The organism is Sphingomonas sp. GlSt437, from assembly GCF_048015635.2.
Lineage (GTDB): Bacteria > Pseudomonadota > Alphaproteobacteria > Sphingomonadales > Sphingomonadaceae > Sphingomonas.
Genome location: NZ_JBPGYA010000002.1, coordinates 193,032 through 206,276, shown reverse-complemented (window position 1 = coordinate 206,276; position 13,245 = coordinate 193,032). Strand labels below are relative to the sequence as shown.

The 13,245-nt window shown below is 64.1% G+C and carries 11 protein-coding genes; 6 read left to right on the top strand and 5 right to left on the bottom strand.

Features of this window, described 5'->3' with window-relative positions:
- Positions 1-202: 202 nt before the first annotated feature.
- The gene (locus ACLB0R_RS10495) at positions 203-2,938 is read left to right on the top strand and encodes a TonB-dependent receptor (RefSeq protein ID WP_416643739.1); all 2,736 of its coding nucleotides are present in this window, start codon (positions 203-205) and stop codon (positions 2,936-2,938) included.
- 273 nt (positions 2,939-3,211) lie between these two features.
- Here the strand turns inward: ACLB0R_RS10495 and ACLB0R_RS10490 are convergent, their stop codons facing one another.
- Positions 3,212-4,459 (bottom strand): TetR/AcrR family transcriptional regulator, encoded by a 1,248-nt coding sequence (locus tag ACLB0R_RS10490; protein ID WP_416643740.1) that lies wholly within the window; start codon positions 4,457-4,459, stop codon positions 3,212-3,214.
- 166 nt (positions 4,460-4,625) lie between these two features.
- Here ACLB0R_RS10490 and ACLB0R_RS10485 point away from each other — a divergent pair, with 166 nt between their 5' ends.
- The 5 genes from ACLB0R_RS10485 to ACLB0R_RS10465 all read left to right on the top strand — a co-directional run bounded on the left by ACLB0R_RS10485 (position 4,626) and on the right by ACLB0R_RS10465 (position 9,992).
- Positions 4,626-5,903 carry an acyl-CoA dehydrogenase family protein gene (locus ACLB0R_RS10485; RefSeq protein WP_416643741.1) on the top strand — a complete coding sequence of 426 codons (1,278 nt, stop codon included), beginning with the start codon at positions 4,626-4,628 and terminating at the stop codon, positions 5,901-5,903.
- A 150-nt stretch (positions 5,904-6,053) separates the two neighbouring features.
- Positions 6,054-7,139, top strand: coding sequence for a Zn-dependent alcohol dehydrogenase (locus ACLB0R_RS10480; protein ID WP_416643742.1), 1,086 nt, complete (start codon positions 6,054-6,056; stop codon positions 7,137-7,139).
- Positions 7,140-7,165: 26 nt separating this feature from the next.
- The gene (locus ACLB0R_RS10475; RefSeq protein WP_416643926.1) at positions 7,166-8,209 is read left to right on the top strand and encodes a phosphotransferase family protein; all 1,044 of its coding nucleotides are present in this window, start codon (positions 7,166-7,168) and stop codon (positions 8,207-8,209) included.
- Between the two features lie 108 nt (positions 8,210-8,317).
- Positions 8,318-9,082 carry an SDR family NAD(P)-dependent oxidoreductase gene (locus tag ACLB0R_RS10470; protein ID WP_416643743.1) on the top strand — a complete coding sequence of 255 codons (765 nt, stop codon included), beginning with the start codon at positions 8,318-8,320 and terminating at the stop codon, positions 9,080-9,082.
- 100 nt (positions 9,083-9,182) lie between these two features.
- The gene (locus tag ACLB0R_RS10465; protein WP_416643744.1) at positions 9,183-9,992 is read left to right on the top strand and encodes an SDR family NAD(P)-dependent oxidoreductase; all 810 of its coding nucleotides are present in this window, start codon (positions 9,183-9,185) and stop codon (positions 9,990-9,992) included.
- A gap of 55 nt (positions 9,993-10,047) precedes the next feature.
- Here ACLB0R_RS10465 and ACLB0R_RS10460 read toward each other — a convergent pair whose 3' ends face one another.
- The 4 genes from ACLB0R_RS10460 to ACLB0R_RS10445 form a co-directional block, all read right to left on the bottom strand.
- Complete coding sequence (locus ACLB0R_RS10460; protein WP_416643745.1) at positions 10,048-10,308, bottom strand: hypothetical protein; 261 nt, start codon at positions 10,306-10,308, stop codon at positions 10,048-10,050.
- A gap of 87 nt (positions 10,309-10,395) precedes the next feature.
- Positions 10,396-11,196, bottom strand: coding sequence for a dienelactone hydrolase family protein (locus ACLB0R_RS10455; RefSeq protein ID WP_416643746.1), 801 nt, complete (start codon positions 11,194-11,196; stop codon positions 10,396-10,398).
- A gap of 5 nt (positions 11,197-11,201) precedes the next feature.
- Positions 11,202-12,089 carry an acyl-CoA thioesterase gene (locus tag ACLB0R_RS10450; RefSeq protein ID WP_416643747.1) on the bottom strand — a complete coding sequence of 296 codons (888 nt, stop codon included), beginning with the start codon at positions 12,087-12,089 and terminating at the stop codon, positions 11,202-11,204.
- Positions 12,090-13,217, bottom strand: coding sequence for an acyl-CoA dehydrogenase family protein (locus ACLB0R_RS10445; RefSeq protein ID WP_416643748.1), 1,128 nt, complete (start codon positions 13,215-13,217; stop codon positions 12,090-12,092).
- Positions 13,218-13,245 lie beyond the last annotated feature (28 nt).

The following is a 13,245-nucleotide window of genomic DNA, read 5'->3' as shown; positions in this document are numbered from 1 at the left end:
CGGCGAGCGCTATTTCCTTTGCGCGCTTTAGAAGGGCCGTTCTGGCCGTTCCGAACATTTCAATAGTATGACATTTACGCCACAGCATGGGGAAAGCTGTCAAACGTCGGGGGTTGCCGCTTGACGTTACGGCATTGCCCCTGTTTTAGTCGAACAGAAGGTATGGAAAGCGATAGGGTTTCCAATCTTGCGGGAGGATAGCATGAAGACATCGCGTCTGTTGGCCGCCAGTGCGGCTGCGGTTCTGGCCATCGCACTGGTGCAGCCGGCTTCGGCAAAAACGGCGGCGCCCGAGCCGCAAGGCGCCGACACGACGACCAATGCCAAAACGAGTGATACCGACCAGTCGCTGGGTCCGGAAATCGTCGTCACCGCGCAGGGCCGCGCGCAGGTGCTGGCCGACGTGCCGATCGCGGTGTCGGTGCTCAACGATGCGAGCCTGCAGCGGTCGGGCGCCAACGACATCCGCCAACTGAACCAGATCGCGCCGTCGCTGCTGGTGTCCTCGACCGGCAACGAAGCCAATGGCTCGGCTCGTCTGCGCGGAATCGGCACCGTCGGCGACAATCCCGGTCTTGAAAGCTCGGTCGCGGTGTTTGTCGACGGCGTCTATCGCTCGCGTTCGGGCATCGGCTTGAACGAGCTTGGCGATATCGACCGGGTGGAAGTGCTGCGCGGCCCGCAGGGCACGCTGTTCGGCCGCAATGCCTCGGCCGGTATCATCAGCATCTATTCGAAGCAGCCCGATTTCCACTTCGGCGCGGGCGGATCGGCGACCTACGGCAATTATAATTATTTCCGCATCGACGGGAACGTGAACGTGCCGCTGGGCGAAACCCTCGCCGCGCGCGTCGATGGCGTTTATGTCAGCCGCGACGGCTTTTTGTACGACGCGACCAACAAGACGCGCCTCAACAACCGCAATCGTTATTTCCTGCGCGGGCAATTGCTGTTCCAGCCGTCGAGCGACTTCAGCGTCCGCCTGGTCGGCGATTATACCAAGCGCAACGAAGCGTGCTGTGCCGCATCCTATGAGGATGTCGCCTACAACGCCTATAATGCTAATCTGACCGGCCCGCAGAATACGATCATCAACGTCCTGCGCGTGCTCGGCCAGCCCGATGCTGCCTATAACAACACCTTCTCGCGCGTCATTTATCCCTCGGCGGGTCGCAGCTATGCCGGCCAGACCGAGGATTGGGGTGTGTCGGGCGAGGTCAATTGGAATCTCGGCGGCGTCCATCTGACGTCGATCACCGCGTATCGCGGCTACACCAATTATCAGGCCGGCGACGTCGATTATTCGACCGTCGACATCCTGTACCGCGCGCCCGGACCGAATGCGGGTCAGCGCCACTTTTCCACGTTCAGCCAGGAACTGCGCCTGAAAGGCAAGGCGTTCGGCGGCCATCTCGACTGGCTGATCGGCGGCTATTACGGCAATGAAAAGCTGACGACGCGGGATAATCTCGCATTCGGCAGCCAATATGGTCGGTTCGCCAGCTGCCGGATTATTACTGGTGGCGCGCTGGCGGGCGTGTTTGACCCGACGTCTTCGGGGTGTATCGCGCCAGCTGCGCGGCCCCTCGTTTCGGGAGCTTTTGGTGCTGCTGGTCCGACCATTCTAGCGGCCTTCGACCGGCTCGACACCATCAACAATGTCGGACCCAATGCCAATGTCTTCCACCAGAGCGAGGAAAACTGGGCGTTTTTCACGCACGACATTATCACGCTGGCGCGCGGCCTCGATCTCACATTGGGCTTGCGCTACACCAACGAGCATAAGAGCCTGAATGCCACGCTCAGCGGCAACAATGTCGGCTGCCCGGCGCAGCAGGCAGCGCTTGACGGCTTCCTGGCCAATCCCGGGCTCCGCGCCGTGTCGGGCGCGCTGATCACGCTGTCGTGCCTTGGCAACAACTCGGCCGAAATCAACGGGCTGACGCTGAACGATGCCAAGGGCGAGGATCAGCTGACCGGCACCGCCGTGCTGTCGTACAAGTTCACCCCACGGCTGCTCGGCTATGCGAGCTATGCGCATGGCTACAAGGCGGGCGGCTTCAACCTCGATCCGTCAGCGTTGAAGAGCTCGCTGTTCCCGTTCGCCTTTTACGGTGCCGGCAACAGCCAAGCCGGTGCGCAGTCGCTGGTCAGCACGCTGCGTTTCGCGCCAGAGACCAACAATGCCTATGAAATCGGCTTCAAATACGCCTCGCGTCCGGTCAGCGTGAATCTGGCGCTGTTCCACCAGGAATTCACCAGCTTTCAGCTCAATACCTTTAACGGCTCGGTCTTTCTGGTTCAGAACATCAACGGCTGCAGCGCCGCTCTCGGTGCCGGCGGGACGTGCGACCCCAGCAGCGTCGACCCGGGCGTGATTTCTCAGGGTGTCGAGCTGGAGTCGGTGTTCAATCCGGCGCGGAATTTCCAGTTCACCTTGGGCTATACCTATTCCGACACGCATTATCGGCAGCGGCTGGTCGGCAACAGCTCGGGCGCCGCGCTCGATCCGGCGCTGGGGGTTCTGCCCGGTAAGCAATTGTCGAACGCGCCCAAGAATGTCGTGACCGCGTCTGCTTCCTGGACGCCGTCGCTGGGCGACAGCGGCCTTAGCGGCCTGTTCTACCTCGATGGCCGCTTGTCGAGCGATTACAATACCGGCTCGGACTTGTTCCCGCAGAAGATTCAGGACGGCTTCTTCGTCGCGAATGCCCGTGTCGGCGTTCGTGGGCCGAACCAGAAATGGGGGATCGAGTTCTGGGTCCAGAACCTGTTCGACACCAATTATGCGCAGGTCGGCTTCAACTCGCCCTTCCAGGCGGGTGCGGCGACGGGGCCGTTTGCGAACGCCACCACTTATCCAGGCGGTGCGCAGATTTTCTCGGCGTTCCTCGCCGAGCCGCGCACCTTTGGCGTTACCGTGCGCGGCAAATTCTAAGCTGAGCTCTGGAGGGGGGGAGGTGCCGCCGTTCCGCAAGGGGCGGCGGTTTCCTTTTGGGGCGAAGGGATCGATGCGCCGGGCGCCAGGCAGCTTGCTCGTTGCTGTCCTACTGCCAATAGGCGGGTTATGATGGCGTGGCGCGCTCTCTAACTATCAGCTGCGCAATCTCGCTCCAGCTCGGCTGTTTTTCGGGGGCATTTGCTGCAAAAAACGATACGTCAGTGCGAACATTGGGAACATTCGCGCTGCAGACTCGGGTGAAAGGGGGGGCTAGGCCGTCGCCAGCACCCGGTCGTCGAACAGCCCGAAGCACAGGGTCGACGCGTAGAACGCGATGGCGCGCTCACGCGGCATGGTACTCGCCCATTTGCGCATGTCGAACGCGGCATTCTGCAGCGCCATCAACGCTTGTGCCGCGATGAGCGGATCGATCGGGCGGATCGATCCTGCGGCGATGCCGTCGCTCATCAGCCCGGCATAGCGGCGCGCGATACGGTTCGACTGATCGACGAGCGCGCTCCGCGCCTGCCGCGCGAGCCCGGAAAGCGCGGTGGTCCGCATCAGCGGCCCGCGCTCGGAAAACTGGATGTCGAGCAAGGTCGCGATCACGCTCGACAAGCGATGCCAGTGATCGCCCGGCGCCGCCTCGCCATGCCGCAAAGCGCTGGTGATCGTTTCCAGGCTGCGGCGATAGCAAGCGAGCACAAGATCGTCCTTGGCGTCGAGATGGTGGTAGAAGCTGCCCTTGGTGACGTTGAGCTCCGACGCGATGCGCTGAACGGACGCGCCGCGATAGCCGAGTTCGTTGATCAGCCGCGTCGCCGCCAGGAAGAAGGCCTCGCGCCCCGGCTCTTCCTCGTCATGATCGATGTCGATCCGCTCGGGCGCCCAACTCGCCCCGTCACCCGCGATGCCGCGTGCAAACAGCTCCATCAGCCGCGCCTCGACACGATCGAACTGATCGAGGTCGTATCGGCCGAGCCATGCTGGCAGCCAGAAAGTATTCTCAAGCAACACATGCGCGCGCGCGCCGTTGAGGTCAGTTTCCGCGCGGGAGCCGCCTGAGCCCCATAGCGCACGCGTCCGGCGGAACACTTCGCGCCAGCCCGTCATGAGCACGCCCCGCACCGGGTCTTCCATCGCGCGCAGGTCGGACAGCACGGCAAATTCGGTCGCTTCTCGCCGGCGAATCCGCGCTTGCCGCTCCATATTGAGCGCCAGATAGCGCGCGACGCGGCGCTGCGGCGTCGGTTCGCGATGTGCGTCATCAAGCATCGTCTGGAGTTGGCCGAGCGTATCTTCGAAACACGCTGCCGCCAGGTCTTCCTTGCGCTTGAAATAATAGGTCACGCTGGTGGTGTTGAGCCCGACGCGCTGCGCGACATCGGCAAAGGTCATGCCCTTGGCGCTGTGCTCGTTGATCGCTTGCGCGGCGGCGGCGAGGATCGCGTCACGCTTGGCGCGGAACCGCTTCGTCCCGCTTTCGATATCCCCCGCCGACGGCGCCGCGCTCCCCATCGCGGAAACTTATCACCATCTTTTAGAAGGAACAGTCCCTTTGTCGCATTTTCCCCGAATGGCTGATCGCGCCTGAAATCCGGCGGGGAAAACCCGCGCAAGGGCGCTTTACCGAATGTGCGGTATGGCCTAAGCGTGCGGCCATTCACTTGCCGGGAGAGCACGCATGGACTTCACCCTGACCGACCGCGAAACCTATTTCCGCGACCGGGTGAAGGACTTTATCGATCGCGAAATCCGCCCGCGTAACGACGAGTATCACGCCCAAGAGCATGCCGGCGAGCGCTGGAAAGTCATTCCGGTGATCGAGGAAGTGAAGGCCAAGGCCAAAGCAGCTGGCTTGTGGAACTTCTTCATGCCGCCGCAATCGGGCCGCGCGCATGTCGATGACAGCTTCGAATTCAAAGGCACGCAGCTCACCAATCTCGAATATGCGCTGTGCGCCGAGGAAATGGGGAAAATCGGCTGGGCTTCGGAGTGCTTTAATTGTTCCGCACCCGATACCGGCAATATGGAAGTGCTCCACCGCTACGGCACGCACGAACAGAAGGAGCGCTGGCTGCGCCCGCTGATGAACGGCGAGATTCGCTCGGCCTTTCTGATGACCGAGCCGGCGGTGGCGTCTTCCGACGCGACCAACATCCAGACCAGCATGGTGCGGGACGGCGATCATTACATCGTCAATGGCCGCAAATGGTGGTCGTCGGGCGTCGGCGATCCCCGGTGCAAAGTCGCGATCCTGATGGGCAAGACCAACCCCGACAGCCAGCGCCACACTCAGCAATCGATGATGATCCTCGACATGGACTCGCCGGGCGTCACCATCGAGCGGATGCTCAGCGTCTATGGCTATGACCATGCGCCGCATGGCCATGGCGAAGTGGTGCTGGAAAATGTTCGCGTGCCGGCGGAGAACATCCTGCTCGGCGAAGGGCGGGGGTTCGAGATCGCGCAGGGCCGGCTCGGGCCAGGGCGCATCCACCACTGCATGCGCACCATCGGCGTGGCGGAAACCGCGATCGAGGCGATGGCGAAGCGGCTGCTGACCCGCGTCGCGTTCGGCAAGCGCATCGCCGACCATTCGATCTGGGAGCAGCGCATCGCCAAGGCCCGGATCGATATCGAGATGACGCGACTGCTGTGCCTCAAGGCCGCCGACATGATGGACAAGGCCGGCAACAAGGCAGCCCAGCAGGAGATCGCGATGATCAAGGTCGCCGCGCCCAACATGGCGCTGCAGATCCTCGACGATGCAATCCAGGCGCATGGCGGCGGCGGCGTGTCTCAGGATTTCCACCTGGCGCATGCCTGGGCGGCGATGCGCACCTTGCGCTTCGCCGACGGCCCGGATGAGGTCCACAACCGGGCGATCGCAAGGAACGAGTTCGGCAAATATGCCGAGCTGCCCGAGGCGGTCGCGGCAAAGGCGGCGGTGGGGCGGTGATTAAATTAGCTCCTCCCCTGCAAGGGGAGGGGGACCGCGTGCGCAGCACGTGGTGGAGGGGTATCACGCTAACGATAGCGTGATACCCCTCCGTCAGGCCTTCGGCCTGCCACCTCCCCTCGCAGGGGAGGATTTTGCTGGGGAGTTTAAGTGAAAGCAGCCGTCCTGTTCGAAGCCAAGACCCCGCTCGTCATCGAGGATATCCGCATCGATGCGCCCGGCCCGCGCGAAGTGCTGATCCGCACGGCTGCATGCGGCGTCTGCCGGTCTGATCTGCACTTTGTCGATGGCAGCTTCCCGCATGTGATGCCGACTGTGCCGGGGCACGAAGCGGCGGGTGTGGTCGAGGCGGTTGGCAGCGATGTGACGCGGATCAAGCCTGGCGATCACGTCATTACCTTCTTCACTGTCTTCTGCGGATCTTGCGAATTCTGCGTCAGCGGGCGGCCGTCTTTGTGTATCGACCCCTCGACGCGCCGGCCCAAGGATGCGGCACCGCGCTTGTCGCGCGCGGACGGCACGCCGCTCGCGCCGTTCCTCAGCCTGTCCGCCTTTGCCGAGCAGATGCTCGTCCACGAAAACGCCTGCGTCGCGATCGACAAGGCGATGCCGCTTGACCGCGCGGCGTTGCTCGGCTGCGCGGTCATCACCGGCGCGGGCGCGATTTTCAACGATAGTCAGGTGAAGCCGGGCGAGAGCGTTGCGGTGATTGGCGCAGGCGGCATCGGCCTCGCCGCGATCAACGCCGCCAAGATTGCCGGCGCGGGCACGATCATCGCGATCGATCCGGTCGCCGATAAGCGCGCGCTCGCGGAGAAATTGGGCGCGACGCACAGCCTCGACGCAACCGACCCCGATCTCGCCAAGAAGGTCATCGGCATGACCGAAGGCGGGGTGAATTATGCGATCGAGGCCGTGGGCCGTCCCAACACCGCCGAGCTTGCCTGGACCATCCTGCGGCGTGGCGGCACGGCGACGATTTTGGGCATGATCGCACCGGGCAATGAAGTGAAGATCGCCGGCCCGACCTTCCTCACCGGCAAGAAGCTGCAAGGCTCGCTGCTCGGCTCCACGCGCTTCCCGATCGATATGCCGCGGCTGGTGCGGCTCTACCTCGACGGCAAGCTCGACCTCGACACGATGGTTGCCGAGAAGATCACGCTGGACGGGGTCAACCAAGCGCTCGACAAGCTCCGCCAGGGCGACAGCGTGCGCAGCGTGATCGAGTTCGCCTGATGGCCGAGCCTTCTGCCGAAGAGCTGATGGTCGGCACGCTGCCGGTGCCCGCCGACGATCCGATCGACGCGGCCAAGGTCGCGGCGTGGATGGAGGCCAATATCCCCGGCGCGCATGGTCCGGTCGTGTTGCGCAAGTTCAAGGGCGGCCAGTCCAATCCGACCTATCGCGTCGAAACGCCCGCGCAGAATTACGTGCTGCGCCGCCAGCCCTTCGGCAAGTTGCTGCCGAGCGCGCACGCAGTCGATCGCGAATATCGGCTGATCGCGGGGCTGCACCCGACCGGCTTCCCGGTGCCGACGCCTTACGGGCTGTGCGAAGACCCGGAGGTCATCGGCGCCAAATTCTACCTGATGGGGCTGGTCGAGGGCCGCAACCTTTGGGACGGGGCGCTGCCGAGCATGACGCCACCCGAGCGCACCGCGATCTACAACGCAATGGTCGACACGCTCGCCGCGCTGCACCATACCGATTTCGTCGCGGCAGGCCTCGCAAGCTATGGCAAGCCCGGCAATTATTTCGCGCGCCAGGTCGAGCGCTGGACCAAGCAATATCGCGCGTCCGAAACCGAACACATGCCCGAGGTCGAACGGCTGATCGAGTGGCTGCCGCGCACCGTGCCCGAGCAGACCCGGACCAGCATCGTCCATGGCGATTACCGCATCGACAACATGATCTTCGCGGGCGACGAGGCGCGGGTGATCGCGGTGCTCGACTGGGAGCTGTCGACGCTCGGCGATCCGCTCGCCGACTTCAGCTATTTCCTGATGAATTGGGTGACGCAGCCCGAGGGTCGATCAGGCGTGATGGGGCTGGCGGGGCCGGAAACCGGCATCCCGACGATCGAGGAGATGGTCGCGCGGTATTGCGCGGCGACGGGTCGCGAGGGCGTGCCCGATCTCGACTGGTATTTCTCGTACAATCTCTTCCGGCTGACCGGCATCGTTCAGGGGATCAAGAAGCGGATTGTCGACGGCACCGCGAGCAGCGCGCAGGCCGCGAAGACGGCAGAGCGCGTGCCGGGGCTGGCGGCGGCGGCGTTGCATTTTGCGCAACGGGCGGGGGCGTAACGTGTCGTCATTCCAGCGAAAGCTGGGATCGCCAACAATGGTGGGCTGCCATCGCCAGCGGTCCCAGCTTTCGCTGGGACGACGGATTTAGGCGGAGAGGGAGAAGGTATGAGCCAATTCAACCTGACCGGGCGCATCGCCATCGTCACCGGCTCGTCGCGCGGGATAGGCAAGGCGTCCGCCTTCGAGCTGGCCGAGCATGGCGCCAAGGTCGTCATCTCCAGCCGCAGACAGGACGCGTGCGACGAGGTCGCTGCAGAGATCAACGGCAAATATGGCGAGGGCACTGCGATCGCGGTTGCGGCCAACATCTCCGACAAGTCGGGGCTCCAGCATCTCGTCGATGAAACCCGCCGCGTCTTCGGGCAGATCGACGTGCTGGTCTGTAACGCCGCCTCCAACCCCTATTACGGCCCGCAGGGCGGGATCAGCGACGAGCAGCTCCGCAAGATCCTCGACAACAACATCGTCAGCAACCACTGGCTGATCAGCATGGTGGCGCCAGAGATGCGCGCGCGCGGAAGCGGCTCGATCATCATCGTCTCGTCGATTGGCGGCTTGCGCGGCTCGACGACGATCGGCGCTTATTGCATCAGCAAGGCGGCCGACATGCAGCTCGCGCGCAACCTGGCGCACGAGTTCGGGCCCGACAATGTGAGGGTAAACTGCATCGCGCCCGGCCTGATCAGGACCGATTTCGCCCGCGCCTTGTGGGAAGACCCCGAGCGCATCCGCCAGAGCAACGAAAGCGTGCCGCTCCGGCGTATCGGCGAGCCGCACGAGATTGCTGGCGGTGTCGTGTTTCTGGCGAGCGATGCCAGCACCTTCATGACCGGCCAATCGCTGGTGATTGATGGCGGGGTGACGATTTGACCTAGCGTCGTCCCAGCGAAAGCTGGGACCGCTGGCGACGGCAGGACTTACGGAGAGCGGTGCCGGCTTTCGCTGGCATGACGAGTAGCGGAGAGGGACTATGCGTTTCACGGGCCAATCGATCATCGTTACTGGTGCCGCCTCCGGCATCGGGCGGGCGGCCGCGCTGCAATTTGCCCGCGAGGGCGGTAGCGTCGTCTGTGCCGATTGGAGTGAGGCGGTCGAGGAAACGGCGTCGGTCATCGCGTCGGCGGGTGGTGCCGCGCGCGCGATCCGCATCGATGCTGGCAAGGAGGAGGATGTCGTCCGCACGGTGGCGCTCGCGATAGAGGCGTTCGGCGGGCTCGACGTGATGTTCGCCAATGCCGGCATCTCGGGCGGCATGGCCAATATCTTCGATACCGATGCCGCGCTGATCACCGAGGTTCTGCGCGTCAATCTGATTGGGCCCTACCTCGCGATCAAACATGCCGGCCCCGCGATTGTCGAGCGCGCCAAGACGAGCGGTAGCGGCGCGATTATCCTGACGGCGAGCGTTGCGGGCATTCGGTCGGGGGCGGGATCGCCGGCTTATTCGGCGTCGAAGGCGGGGGTGATTAATCTCGCGATGACCGCCGCGCAGCAATTTTCGGGTTCGGGGGTGCGCGTCAACGCGATTTGCCCCGGCCTCACCGAAACGGGCATGACCAAGCCGGTGTTCGATTACGCGCGAGAGGCTGACAAGATGGACAAGGTTGGCCGGTTGAACCCGCTACGCCGCGCCGCGCAGCCCGAGGAGTTGGCCAGCGTCGCGGTGTTTCTGGCGTCATCGGAGGCGAGTTACGTCAACGGGCAAGCAATCGCGGTCGATGGCGGCTTGTCGTCGAGCCACCCGGTCACGCGGCAGGAGTTCGGCAGAACCGCCGTTTGATCGACGCCCAAACGGAAACGGGGAGGCGTGCATGCCTCCCCGCACCAATCGTCATTTAGCGGCAGACCGTCACGCGGTGGTGATAGTGCCACTCGGTCCAGCAATGGCGATGGCCATAGCCACGACCCCATCCGTAACGGCGATCGTGATCATAGTCACGGTGGTCGCGGTCATAGCGGCCGTCACGATATTCGCGCTCGTAACGATGATCACGATCATAGCGGCCATGGTTGTAATCATGAGCCTGAGCCGCCGTTCCCATCGTCACGGCAGTCAGGGCAAGCCCAGCGGCAGTGAGAGCTTTGGAGATACGCATAACACCTTCCTTCACCCGGGGATCGGGTATGGTGTCTATTACGCGACTCTCCCGGTCTTGTTCCTGAACGACGCTGACAGCGGCTGTTCAGGCAGCAAGCCTTGTCTTGAAAAAGGCAATCACATCGTCAGCGGCGGCGCGGGTGGGTTGACCGGGAGCATCGATCAGATCGCCGGTCATCACGCTGTGTGGCGGCCGGCCAGCGCGACCGAGCGGGCTATCGGGATTGCCCGCGCTGTCTGGAAGCTCGGTGCCCTTGAACGACGACCCGAACACGGTGCGCAGCGTTTCAAACTTTTCGGGTCGAGACAGCGGATCGCCCGCAAAGCGATAGCCGCGAATCTCCAGCCCCTCCTGCTCGGTGCGTGCTTTGACGCAGGCCAGATCCGCCGCGGAGATGTCGAGCGCGGGCGCATCGCGTGGCGGCATGCCCGGCTGCGAAAGCGCGGGGGCCAGCATCACCGGGTCGACCGCCATTGAGAGTGCAAAGCCGCCCGTCAGGCACATGCCGATCGCGCCTACGCCCGGGCCGCCGCATTCGGCGTGCGCCTGGCGCGCAAGCGGCTTCAGCCAGTCGACGATCGGACTCGACCGATTGCTGCGCAGGATGGTGAATTCGCGGCTGACGCAGAGGTGGAGAATGCGACCGCGCGTGATGACCGCGGGGTTACCAGCGTCGGGCGTACCCAGCAGAATCGGCGCATAAACGCGCATGCCAGCGTCTGCGATCCACCGGCAAAAGCGGGCCAGCGGCGGCGTGAAGCCATAGACTTCGTGGATCACGATGACCGCCGGGCCCGCATCACCCAGCGTCAGCACCGGCTTGGTCTTGCCGTTAAAGGTGAAATCGCGGCGCGTGAAATCGCTGATGTCGGTCGAAAGCTCCATGGTTGTTACTCCCTAAGTCGCATCAGTCCCTCTTGCGCGGTGCTCGCGACCAGGCGGCCATCACGCGCGAAAACCTGGCCGCGGTTGAAGCCACGTGCATGGCCCGTCCAGGGGCTGTCGCAGACATAGAGCAGCCACTCGTCGGCGCGAAATGGCTCATGCAGCCAGACGGTGTGATCGAGGCTCGCGGTCTGCAGCTTGTGCGTCATCCAATGGACGCCATGCGGCAGGGTGGCGGTCCCCAGAAGGGTCATGTCGCTGGCATAAGCCAGGATGGCACGGTGCAGCGCCTGGTCATCGCCGACCGGTGCGACCGCCCGGAACCAGCTTGACTGATTCGGCGGGCGTTTCGCCGGGTTCGACCATTCGCGCGGCTCGATAGGCCTAATTTCAACCATGCGAGGGCGGAGGAAGTTGGCGCGGAATCGTTCGGGGATTTGCTCGATCACCGCTTCACGCAACTCGGTCTCGCTCTTCAGGTCCTCAGGCGCGGGGACATCAGGCATCGTGTCCTGATGCGCCAACCCCTCCTCGGGGCGCTGGAGCGACACGGTCATACTCAGGATCGGCACGCCGCGCTGGGTTGCGACGACGCGGCGTGTCGCGAAGCTGTTGCCGTCAAAATCGCGGACGACGCGGTAGATGATCGGATAATCCTCCGCGCCGGGGCGCATGAAATAGGCGTGGAGCGAATGCGCCGTCTTGGTTTCGGCACCGGTCTCCTCAACCGAGCGTTGCGCCGCCTGGAGGCCCTGGGCAATGACCTGGCCGCCGAACACCCGGCCAAAGCCATCATCACCGCAGGCGCCGCGGAACAGATCAGTGTCGAGCTGCTCGACGTCGAGCAGGCGGACAAGCTTGGCGGCAAGATCAGCGGGGGAGGGGTTTTCCACTCAATACCCCGCTGCTCGCGCCAGCTGATCGGCATGGAAATTCGCGTCGCCGAACAGCTCTGCCAGCACACGGCCGCGTTTCATGTAGAAGCCGATGTCATATTCGTCGGTCATGCCGATGCCGCCGTGCATCTGAATGCCTTCCTGCACCGCGAGCGTGGTCGCGAGGCTGGTCATCGCCTTGGCGACCGACACAGCCTCGTCGGCGCCGGGCGCGCCAGCGTCGAGCAGCTGCTGCGCCTTGAGCACGGCCGCCCGCGCGACTTCCATCTCGCTATAAAGGTGCGCGGCGCGGTGCTGGAGTGCCTGGAAGCTGCCGATCGGCACGCCGAATTGCTTGCGCTCCTTCAAGTAATTGACCGTCATGTCCATCGCGCCGCCACCGACGCCGAGCAATTCGGCCGAGGCGCCGGCGCGCCCCGCACGCAGCAGCCGACCCAGCGGATCGGCGCCGGCATCGACTTCGCCGATCACTGCGTCGGCATCGACCTCGACGCCATCGAAGGTAAGGCGCGCGGCAAGCGAGCTGTCGGCGAGCCGCTCGGCCTCGGCGGAGAGCCCTGCTGCGCCCTTGTCGACCGCGAACAGGGTGATGCCGTTCTTGTCGTCAGCGCTGCCGGCGGTCCGCGCCGCGACGATGATGACGTCGGCGACATGGCCGTGACTGACGAACTGCTTGGTGCCCGACAGGCGGAAGCCATTGCCCGACCGCTCCGCCTTCATCGCGATGCCGGTGCCGTGCTTGGCGCGCTCATCGATCGCGAGCGCGGCCACTGTCTCGCCCGCCAGGATGCCGGGGAACCAGCGTTCGGCCTGCGCACTGCCTTTCAGCGCTTCGACGGCGGCAACGGCCGTCGACAGGAACGGTGAGGGCGAGAGGTTGCGCCCGATTTCCTCGAGCACCACGCCCGCCTCGACATGGCCGAGGCCGAGCCCGCCCTGCTCCTCGCCGATCAGGATGCCGGTAAAGCCCATTTCGGCGAACTGCTTCCACAAGTCGCGGCTGAAACCGGTCGCGTCCTTGGCGTCGCGCAGGGCGCGCATGTGGCTGACCGGCGCGGCATCGGTGATGAAGTCCTTCGCCGTGTCGCGCAGCATGGTTTGTTCTTCGGTGAGGTAGAGTGGCATTGATCGTCCTTCGTCACCCCAGCGCAAG

What these genes read in the sequence shown, in the direction of transcription:
- ACLB0R_RS10465 (WP_416643744.1), top strand. Translation starts at nt 9,183, where the DNA reads ATGCGTTTCACGGGCCAATCGATCATCGTTACTGGTGCCGCCTCCGGC.
- ACLB0R_RS10475 (WP_416643926.1), top strand. Translation starts at nt 7,166, where the DNA reads ATGGTCGGCACGCTGCCGGTGCCCGCCGACGATCCGATCGACGCGGCC.
- ACLB0R_RS10490 (WP_416643740.1), bottom strand. Translation starts at nt 4,459, where the DNA reads ATGGGGAGCGCGGCGCCGTCGGCGGGGGATATCGAAAGCGGGACGAAG.
- ACLB0R_RS10455 (WP_416643746.1), bottom strand. Translation starts at nt 11,196, where the DNA reads ATGGAGCTTTCGACCGACATCAGCGATTTCACGCGCCGCGATTTCACC.
- ACLB0R_RS10470 (WP_416643743.1), top strand. Translation starts at nt 8,318, where the DNA reads ATGAGCCAATTCAACCTGACCGGGCGCATCGCCATCGTCACCGGCTCG.
- ACLB0R_RS10445 (WP_416643748.1), bottom strand. Translation starts at nt 13,217, where the DNA reads ATGCCACTCTACCTCACCGAAGAACAAACCATGCTGCGCGACACGGCG.
- ACLB0R_RS10460 (WP_416643745.1), bottom strand. Translation starts at nt 10,308, where the DNA reads ATGCGTATCTCCAAAGCTCTCACTGCCGCTGGGCTTGCCCTGACTGCC.
- ACLB0R_RS10495 (WP_416643739.1), top strand. Translation starts at nt 203, where the DNA reads ATGAAGACATCGCGTCTGTTGGCCGCCAGTGCGGCTGCGGTTCTGGCC.
- ACLB0R_RS10485 (WP_416643741.1), top strand. Translation starts at nt 4,626, where the DNA reads ATGGACTTCACCCTGACCGACCGCGAAACCTATTTCCGCGACCGGGTG.